The sequence below is a fragment of the Stieleria sp. genome (genome assembly GCF_041595215.1).
Lineage (GTDB): Bacteria > Planctomycetota > Planctomycetia > Pirellulales > Pirellulaceae > Stieleria > Stieleria magnilauensis.
Window position 1 is genome coordinate 1 of the sequence record NZ_JBFHKV010000344.1, and the last position, 7,623, is coordinate 7,623.

Sequence of the window (7,623 nt, forward strand, 5' to 3'; positions counted from 1 at the left end):
AACGACGGCCGTCCGCTTGCCGACTATGCCGATCCCGCAGGGGAATCTCGATGGCCGACCAATATTGATCGTCGATCCCGATGTGTCCGTTTTTCTGAGGATGGCCAACAACTTTTGGTGGCCGAACAGGATGCACTTCGACTCTACAATGTTCGTTCGCGAGAGCGGGTGGTCGAATTGGCCGAAGTCGCACGACGAACGGGCAACGTCCGGATTTCAATGATCCAAGCCATCGACATCGACGAGCGAAGCGGGCGAATCGCACTGGCACAAACCGACCGAATCGTGATTTGGGACCCTGAAGACGAACGTGCATTGAAAACAGTGCAAACCCGAGGTTCGCTCGATTCGGAACACCCGGGTGTGTTTTTCTCGGCCGACGGAAAACGCATGGTCGTCGGCCATTTATTCCGCGTTGTGGTCTACGACATCGACTCCGGACGCAACATTGACGAATTGAGATCACACTGGGTGCACGGCAGACTGGGTGATGATTGGCTGGTCAGCGATCGTGGCGGCCAGCTGTCACGGTGGTCACCGGCGACCGAATTCGTTCCCGTTTACGAGCGCAGACAGCGCGGCGAGAACTTGGCGCCCCTGATGAAAGTGCGCGGCCAGTTGAAGGACATTGCGTTGACAGGGGACCGATACATGGTGCTGATCGACCAGGACGAGAAGCCCCTGCTGTATCGCAGGTGAAACAAATCGTCACAGCCGGTGTCCACTGCGTTCGGCCGCTGGCTATTTCGATTTCCAGACCGGGTCGTGATGGGACTCGCTGGACGATTCGAACCAGCGGGTGAGTGTCATCTTTTGGCGGGTATAAAAGTGGACGCCTTCGGTGCCTTGAATGTGCAGGTCCCCAAAGAACGATTGATTCCAACCGGTAAACGGCAGCCATGCCATCGGCGCGGGCACGCCGACATTGATGCCGATCATGCCGGCATTGAAGTGACGTTTGAATTCGCGTGCCGCGTACCCGTCACTGGTGAAGATCGAGGCGCCGTTTCCGAACGGACAGGACTTGCCGATCGCCAGCGCCTCTTGCAACGATTCTGCGCGCACGACCGACAACACCGGGCCAAAGATTTCTTCTTTCCACAGCGGCATGTCCGTGGTGACTTGATCGACGACGCTGGGACCGAGCAGAAAGGCGTCACCGGCATCCACTTGGCGTCCGTCCAAAACGACCTTGGCCCCCGCTCGCTCGGCCGTTTCCAAGTAACCAGCGACACGATCGCGATGGTCGGCGCTGATCACCGGTCCCATCTCGGCTGCGTCATTGTTGTCGGTCGGTGCGACTTTCAGATTGCCCGCGAAACCGACCAATTGATCGAGCAACGGTTCCGCGGCTGAACCGACGGCGATCGCGACCGAACCGGCCATGCATCGTTGACCGGCACAGCCGAATGCCGATGCGGCGAGCGCCTTGGAAGACTGGTCCACGTCGGCGTCGGGCATGATGATCAAATGGTTTTTGGCTCCGCCGGCAGCCTGCACCCGCTTCCCGGCCGCGGTTCCGACTTGGTACACATGCTTGGCGACCGATGTCGAACCGACGAACGACACCGCTGCGACGCCGCGATGTTGCAGCAGCGCGTCGACGACTTCTTTGCCGCCGTGGATCAGATTGAGCACCCCGTCGGGAAGTCCCGCCTGGATCAATAACTCGACCAATCGGATCGCACTCAGCGGCACCTTCTCGCTGGGTTTGAGCACGAACGTGTTTCCGCACGTGATCGCGATCGGAAACATCCACAGCGGAACCATGTGGGGAAAATTGTAGGGCGTGATTCCCACACAGACGCCGACGGGATGTCGATTCGTTTCACCATCAACACTCTCGGCGATTTGCGGAAACGTGTCGCCGGAGAGCATCACGGGAACGCTGCAGGCGAATTCGACCATTTCCAGTCCGCGTTGGACTTCCGCACGGGCTTCCCCGTAGGTCTTGCCGTGTTCGCGAGTGACCAGCCGGGCCAATTCCTCGAAGTGACGGGCGATCAGTTCGCGATAGGCGAACATCACGCGAGCCCGCTCGACGACCGGGGTTTCAGCCCACTCGGGCAGGGCATCCCCGGCCGCGGCGACAGCGGCATCGACGTCGGAGACCGAGCCGACCGGAGTTTTTGCGATGATTTCGCCGGTCGACGGATTGAACACCGGGGTCGAAGCGTTAGCAGCTCCGCTGTCCATCCATTTCGATCCGATCCGCAGCTTCGCCGTCGGTGTCTCTGTACTCATCACGCATTCCGTTGAGCTGGCGTTCGCTTGAATTTGGGAGTGAAATCGGCTGGCGATCACCTGCCGATTCAAGTCGTATCACGAAAATGACCCGATGTTGTTAAGCTTAGCGTTGACGTGATTGAAGTGGGATAGGCTTTCAGGCTGTCGTCCAGGCAATGGCAAGCTGGAAGCGTTACCCCACTTTAGACGCGGCAAGCTGGAAGCTTACTCCACTTTTAGACAACTAGGAAATTTGACCGATGGCACGAATCGTCCGAGGGGCTTTGATCCAGGCAAAGCTTTGTGAACCCGCGACATCGCCGGTGGAAACGATCAAGGCGTCGATGATCGACTTGCACGTCGATCTGATCGCCCAGGCGGCCGACCAAGGTGCACAGGTCTGCTGTTTGCAAGAACTGTTTTACGGCCCGTACTTTTGCGCCGAACAAGACCCCAAGTGGTACGAGATGACCGAGCGGGTCCCCGACGGCCCCACGACGAAATTGATGATGGAACTGGCCAAGAAGCATCAAATGGTGATGATCGTGCCGGTCTACGAGGAAGACCTGACGGGGGTTTATTACAACGCCGCCGCGGTGATCGATGCCGACGGCTCGTACCTGGGCAAGTTTCGCAAGATCCATATCCCGCACTGCAGCCCCGGGTTTTGGGAGAAGTTTTACTTCCGCCCCGGCAACCTCGGCTATCCGGTCTTCGACACGCGGATCGGAAAAGTCGGCGTCTACATTTGTTACGACAGACACTTCCCCGACGGGGCGCGATGCCTGGGGCTCGGCGGGGCAGAGATCGTGTTCAACCCCAGTGCGACCGTCGCCGGCCTGAGCGAATACTTGTGGAAACTCGAGCAACCGGCCCACGCGGTCGCCAATCAGTACTTCGTCGGCGCGATCAATCGCCCCGGCACCGAAGCCCCTTGGAACATCGGCCAGTTCTACGGTCAAAGTTACTTCTGTGACCCACGCGGCCAGCTGTTCGCCCAGAGTGAGAAACGCGACGAAACGGACATCGTGATCGGAGAGATGGACTTCGACATGATCCGCGAAGTCCGCAACACCTGGCAATTTTTCCGCGATCGACGCCCGGAGACGTACGGGGCGATCACGGAGCTGTAGGTCACGCTGTGCGTGACGTTCGGCATGCACAGCATGCCCTACGATCTGTAGCCAATCCCACGATTCTAAATGCACAACAAAGTCATCTACGGACTAGACGATCGGCCGCCGCTTGGGAAAGCGGTGGTGCTGGCGATGCAACATGTGCTGACCATGTTCGGTTCGACCGTGGCGGTTCCCTTGTTGCTCGGTCCGGCGATGGGCATGGACACCGCTGCAATTGCGTTGTTGATTTCCAGCGTGATGCTCTGCTCGGGGATCGCGACGCTGATCCAAGCGACGTTCGGATCGCGATTGCCGATCATCCAAGGGGTCAGTTTTTCGTTCCTGGCGGCGTTCTTCATGATCATCGCGACGATCCACCCCGAAGGCGAAACCGTCACGCCGGGCGCCGCGATGCCGTACATCGCCGGTGCGATCCTCGTCGGCGCCGTCTTCGAAATCGTGGTCGGTTTCAGTGGGCTGATGGGCCAGATTCGCAAAGTGCTCTCGCCGGTCGTCGTCGGCCCGGTGATCATGCTGATCGGACTGGCGCTGTACTCTGCCGGCGCCCCGATCGCCGCGTCCCACTGGCCGATCTCCATTTTGACGATGGTGTTGATCACCACGTTTTCGTTTATCTGGGCGCGTCACCATTTGATTTTCCAAATGTTTCCGATGCTGTTGGCGATTGTCGGCGCTGTCTCGGTTTGCGCCCTCTGTTCATTGCTTGGCATCTTTGGTCCCGGGCATCCGGCGCGGCCGAATTTGGACGCCTTCGAGCAGGCGTCTTGGTTTCGCCTCAACGATGTCGTGTTGCCCTGGGGCATGCCCAAGTTTCAACTGGGATTCATCGTCGCGGTGATCGCCGGATACTTGGCGTCGATGATCGAAAGTTTTGGCGACTACCACGCCTGCAAGCAGATGGCCGGTGGTGGTGATCCGACGCCGGAAGAAATCTCCCGGGGGATCGGCTGCGAAGGCATCGGTTGCGCGCTGACGGGGATCTTTGGCGGTTTCAGTTCGACGTCCTATTCGGAAAACGTCGGGCTAATCGGATTGACCAAAGTCGGCTCGCGATATGTCGTTCAGCTCGGGGCCGTGATCCTGATCCTGCTGGGATTATTCGGAAAATTCGGAGCCCTGGCTGCTGCGATCCCGCAACCAGTCGTCGGCGGGTTGTATTGTGTGATGTTCGGGTTGATCTCTGCGGTCGGCATTCGACAGTTCGCCAGGGCCGAATTGTCCAGTGACCGCAACCTGTTTATCGGAGGATTCGCATTGTTCATGGGAATCAGTGTCCCCTACTATTTCGCCAACGGCGGCTCCGAAGCAGTCGAAGCGACGTTCATTGATGGCTTCGACGATGTGATCAACGCGATCGGACAAACGGGAATGGCGGTCGCGGCAATCCTCGGGATCACGCTGGACAATCTCATTCCAGGAACACGTCGAGAACGCGGCCTGGAGCCGCAGGAACCTTTCACGGAGCCATCGTGATGCCACCTGTCGATCTGCCCCAAGCCCAATTGCCGCCCTGTCGCCATACGCCAGAACCCTACGACGGCCCGTCGCGTGATGAAGTGCTGGCGATGCGCCACCAATACGTCAATCCGGGCGTGCTGACGTATTATCGCGAACCGCTGATGATCGTCGAAGGGAACATGCAGTACCTGTGGGACGAGACCGGCAAACGCTACCTGGATGCATTCGCGGGGATCGTCACCGTCAGTGTCGGGCACTGTCATCCCCACGTGGCCCAAGCGGTCCAATCACAAGCCGGCCGGCTGCAGCACACCACCACGATCTACCTGCACCCGACGATCGCCCAATTTGCCGCCAAGCTGGCGTCCAAAATGCCGTCCGACCCCGCCGGTGTTCCGCTGGACCGAACCTATTTCACCAACTCGGGCAGCGAAGCCAACGAGATCGCGGTGCTGATGTCGCGCGAGTTCACGGGAAATCAAGACGTCGTCGCGCTCCGCAACGGGTATCACGGCGGCACCACCACCGCGATGGGCATGACGGCGCACGGCACCTGGAAATTTCCCAGCAACCCGCAACCCAACATCACCCACAGCGTGCCCGGCTACTGCTATCGATGTCCGCTGGGGCTGCAGTATCCCAGTTGTGAACTGAAGTGTGCCCACGACATCAAGAATGTGATCGAATACCAGACACCGGGCCAAATCGCTTGTTTCATCGGTGAACCGATCCAAGGTGTCGGCGGAGCGGTTGTGCCGCCGCCGGAATTCTTTTCGATCGTGTATGACATCGTGCGTCAGCACGGCGGGCTGTGCATCGCCGACGAAGTTCAAGGGGGATTCGGACGCACCGGAAAACACTACTGGTCGCACCAGAACTGGGGCGTCAGACCCGACATCATCACGATGGCCAAAGGGATCGGCAACGGCGCGCCGCTGGCCGCCGTGACCGCCACCGGGCCCGTGGTGTCAACGATGACCCACCGAGTCCACTTCAACACCTTTGGCGGAAACCCCGTTTCGATGGCGTCGGGATTGGCGACCATGGAAGTGATCGACGCCGAGGGAATTCAAGAGAACGCGGCCGTGATCGGCGAGTTTCTCCTCGATGGCCTGATGCAGCTGAAAGAAAAACATTCGCTGATCGGAGACGTCCGCGGCATGGGACTGATGCTGGGCGTCGAACTGGTAAAAGATCGAACGTCCAAAGAACCGGCGTCGGCCGAAGCCGCGGAACTGATGGAACAGACGAAACGCCGCGGCTTGATCCTCGGCAAAGGCGGATTGTTCGGCAATACCATGCGGATCAAACCGCCAATGTGTATCACCAAGGATGACGCCCAATTCATGCTGGCAACGATCGATGAATGTTTAAAAGAGATTCATACCGTGGGATAGGCAAGCTGGAAGCGTACCCCACGACTGCACTGGCAAGCTGGAAGCTTACCCCACTACTGAAAGACGACTGAGATGCCGACGCTCGAAACGACTGTCCATGGAATTAAATTCCCCAATCCGTTCGTGATCGGATCGGGACCACCGGGAACCAACGCGCGGGTGATCTGCCGTTCCTTTGCCGACGGTTGGGGCGCGTCGTGCGCGAAAACGGTCAGCCTGGATGCCTCCAAGGTCATCAACGTTGCTCCACGCTACGGACGACTGAAAGACAACTCCGGCGAGCCCTACGGCTGGGAGAACATCGAGCTGATTTCGACGATGTCGTTCGACCAGTGGATCGATGAATACAAACGGGTCAAAGACGCCTATCCCGACAACGTCTTGATCGCATCGATCATGGAAGAGTTCAACAAAGACGCCTGGTTCGAAATCATCGAGCGTTGCGAAGCGGCCGGTGTGGACATGTTCGAGTGCAACTTCTCTTGCCCCCACGGATTGCCCGAACGCAAGATGGGCGCGGCGATGGGCGAAAATCCAGACATCCTGAGCGAGGTGTGTAGTTGGGTGCGGGCCGCGACGACCAAGCCGGTGTGGGCCAAGATGACGCCGAACATCACACGGATCGAAGACCCCTCACGGGCCTGCCTCGCTGCGGGCCTGGACGGCATCACCGCGATCAATACCATCCGAAGCGTCATCGGCGTCGACTTGGAAACACTGCGGCCGATGCCCACGGTCGAAGGCTACACGACACCGGGCGGTTATTCCTGCAAAGCGGTCAAGCCGATCGCGCTGCGGATGAACATGGAGATCGCCACGTTGATCCGCGACGAATTCCCCGGACGCACCCTTTCAGGCCTGGGAGGGATTGAGACCGGTGAGGACGCCGCAGAATTCTTCTTGCTGGGCGCCGACACCGTTCAAGTCTGCACCGGCGTGATGAAGCACGGCTACAAGCTCGTGGAAACCATGAAGGAACAGTTGCTCGCGTTCATGGACAAGCACGGCTTCGAAACCCTGGATGATTTCAAAGGCAAAGCCCTGCCCTATTTCACGACCCACGCGGATCTGGTCAAGCGTCAGGCGGAGGCGAAAGCGGAAAAGGCGGAAGCCAAGGCCAAGCGGGCCGCCGGGATCACGACCGACGAAAACTGGGACGGAGACGAGTTCGTCAAGCAGTCGGACGATTTGGTCGGATAGCGATGGTGTTCCCAGGCAGAGCCTGGGAACACGAATTGGTACGTCACGCGGGGGACGTCGATTGTATGACTGACGAATGACTCGCCGTACCGCGTTGTGGGAACGACTCGCGAGCGGCAACCGCTCCTGCGGCCCGCACGCCAGCGGCGTGCCACATCAAAGCTTGGGGTCGCGCCCGCGCACCCCAAGATCCGGTCGCCAAC

At 59.2% G+C, this 7,623-nt stretch carries 6 protein-coding genes; 5 read left to right on the forward strand and 1 reads right to left on the reverse strand.

Features of this window, described 5'->3' with window-relative positions; genetic code table 11:
- Window positions 1-699 (forward strand): hypothetical protein (locus ABX749_RS14655; protein ID WP_372896633.1); only part of this gene is annotated, 699 nt, incomplete at its 5' end.
- A 42-nt stretch (window positions 700-741) separates the two neighbouring features.
- Here the strand turns inward: ABX749_RS14655 and ABX749_RS14660 are convergent.
- Window positions 742-2,244 carry a CoA-acylating methylmalonate-semialdehyde dehydrogenase gene (locus ABX749_RS14660; RefSeq protein WP_372896634.1) on the reverse strand — a complete coding sequence of 501 codons (1,503 nt, stop codon included), beginning with the start codon at window positions 2,242-2,244 and terminating at the stop codon, window positions 742-744.
- 242 nt (window positions 2,245-2,486) lie between these two features.
- Between ABX749_RS14660 and ABX749_RS14665 the strand changes: the two genes are divergently transcribed.
- The 4 genes from ABX749_RS14665 (at window position 2,487) to preA (ending at window position 7,420) form a co-directional block, all read left to right on the forward strand.
- Window positions 2,487-3,359 (forward strand): nitrilase-related carbon-nitrogen hydrolase, encoded by an 873-nt coding sequence (locus ABX749_RS14665; protein ID WP_372896635.1) that lies wholly within the window; start codon window positions 2,487-2,489, stop codon window positions 3,357-3,359.
- A 69-nt stretch (window positions 3,360-3,428) separates the two neighbouring features.
- Window positions 3,429-4,838 carry a uracil-xanthine permease family protein gene (locus tag ABX749_RS14670; protein ID WP_372896636.1) on the forward strand — a complete coding sequence of 470 codons (1,410 nt, stop codon included), beginning with the start codon at window positions 3,429-3,431 and terminating at the stop codon, window positions 4,836-4,838.
- Window positions 4,838-6,220, forward strand: coding sequence for an aspartate aminotransferase family protein (locus ABX749_RS14675; protein ID WP_372896638.1), 1,383 nt, complete (start codon window positions 4,838-4,840; stop codon window positions 6,218-6,220). The genes ABX749_RS14670 and ABX749_RS14675 overlap by 1 nt, the downstream gene beginning before the upstream one ends.
- Before the next feature lie 72 nt (window positions 6,221-6,292).
- Window positions 6,293-7,420 carry an NAD-dependent dihydropyrimidine dehydrogenase subunit PreA gene (preA, locus tag ABX749_RS14680; protein WP_372896637.1) on the forward strand — a complete coding sequence of 376 codons (1,128 nt, stop codon included), beginning with the start codon at window positions 6,293-6,295 and terminating at the stop codon, window positions 7,418-7,420.
- The last annotated feature ends 203 nt before the right edge of the window (window positions 7,421-7,623 follow it).

Excerpts from the sequence above, each read along its gene's own strand:
- ABX749_RS14660 (WP_372896634.1), bottom strand. The coding sequence starts at position 2,244 with ATGAGTACAGAGACACCGACGGCGAAGCTGCGGATCGGATCGAAATGG.
- ABX749_RS14665 (WP_372896635.1), top strand. The coding sequence starts at position 2,487 with ATGGCACGAATCGTCCGAGGGGCTTTGATCCAGGCAAAGCTTTGTGAA.
- ABX749_RS14670 (WP_372896636.1), top strand. The coding sequence starts at position 3,429 with ATGCACAACAAAGTCATCTACGGACTAGACGATCGGCCGCCGCTTGGG.
- ABX749_RS14675 (WP_372896638.1), top strand. The coding sequence starts at position 4,838 with ATGCCACCTGTCGATCTGCCCCAAGCCCAATTGCCGCCCTGTCGCCAT.
- preA (WP_372896637.1), top strand. The coding sequence starts at position 6,293 with ATGCCGACGCTCGAAACGACTGTCCATGGAATTAAATTCCCCAATCCG.